Genomic DNA, 1,120 nt, shown 5'->3' with positions numbered 1-1,120 from the left:
CGCTGGGCATGGTGGGCGAAGGACAGATGTCGGTGACGCCGCAGCCGGGCAACCGCTGGCAGTACGCGTTGACCGTGCGCAACCAAGCCGTCGACCTGAGCCAGAAGACCGTCTTCGACGTGCAGGAGGGCCGCATGCGTCCCTTGAGCAGCAGCGACAGTTCGCGCCTGCTCATCAAGAAGAAGAACGTCAACACGGTCTACGACTGGGGGAAAGCGCAGGCTACCTGGAACGGTGACGTGAAGCCCGATCGCGCCGGTCCGGTGAAACTGGTCGCCGGCGACATGGATGCGCTGCTGGTCAACCTGGCCATCGTGCGCGACGTCGCCGCCGGCAAGCCGTTGACCTACCGCATGGTGGAAAACGGCCGCGCCAAGCCGATGAACTACCAGATCGCGGGCAAGGAGCGGATCACCATCGGGGGCAAGCCGCAGGACGCGACGAAGGTCGTTCGCACCGATGGGGACAAGCAGACCATCGTCTGGGTGGTCGCCGACGCTCCGGTGCCGGCACGCATCCTGCAGCGCGAGAACGGGCAGGACACGATCGACCTGACGCTGAAGTCCTGGCGCTGACGCAGCACGTTGCCGAGAACAAGAAAGCCCGGCGTTGCCGGGCTTTTTTCATTACTTGGTTGCTGCGTCGGCCTGGAACACGGTCTTGCAGTCCATCCGGATCGTGCCGGCGCCACTGCGCCAGGCGAAGGTGTTGCACTGGCGGTTGCCATCCTGCTTCTGCTCCACCACGACCGAGAAGATCGCCTGCGCGATTTCGCCCTGCGTGACCGTGCCGTCAGCGTTCCAGTCCATGTCGCGCGTGGTGATGCCGTGCGTCGCGGCGGATCCGGTGTAGTGCAACCCGGCGACCAGCGCGAGCGACCCCACCACGATGCCCAGCAGGATCTTCCGGCGCAGCGGGAAGCGCGGCCGGATGCCCGACAACGAGGGATCGGGCCGGCTCACGACACGCGCCTGATCTTCGCGCCCAAGCCACCGAGCTTCTCCTCGATGTTCTCGTAGCCGCGGTCGAGGTGATAGATGCGGTCGATGGTGGTTTCTCCCCCGGCGACCAGGCCGGCCAGGATCAGCGACGCCGACGCGCGCAGGTCGGTGGCCATCAC

The 1,120-nt window shown here is 66.1% G+C and carries 2 protein-coding genes and 1 pseudogene; 1 reads left to right on the top strand and 2 read right to left on the bottom strand.

Features of this window, described 5'->3' with window-relative positions; translation table 11 throughout:
* Nucleotides 1-2 precede the first annotated feature (2 nt).
* Nucleotides 3-575 (top strand): DUF3108 domain-containing protein, encoded by a 573-nt coding sequence (locus AC04L7_RS19250; RefSeq protein ID WP_475513781.1) that lies wholly within the window; start codon nt 3-5, stop codon nt 573-575.
* Between the two features lie 51 nt (nt 576-626).
* On the opposite strand, the gene AC04L7_RS19245 is transcribed toward AC04L7_RS19250, so the two are convergent.
* Together AC04L7_RS19245 and AC04L7_RS19240 are read right to left on the bottom strand one after the other, a co-directional pair.
* Nucleotides 627-962, bottom strand: a complete 336-nt coding sequence (locus AC04L7_RS19245; protein WP_435999994.1) for an EF-hand domain-containing protein — start codon at nt 960-962, stop codon at nt 627-629.
* Nucleotides 959-1,120 (bottom strand): annotated as a pseudogene (locus AC04L7_RS19240) (UDP-N-acetylglucosamine 1-carboxyvinyltransferase); the annotation flags it as partial. The pseudogene AC04L7_RS19240 and the gene AC04L7_RS19245, both read right to left, overlap by 4 nt.

This window comes from Pseudoxanthomonas sp. LjRoot204_2, from assembly GCF_056175765.1.
Note: the sequence above shows the minus strand (reverse complement) of the source record. Positions and strands in the feature narration are given on the sequence as shown.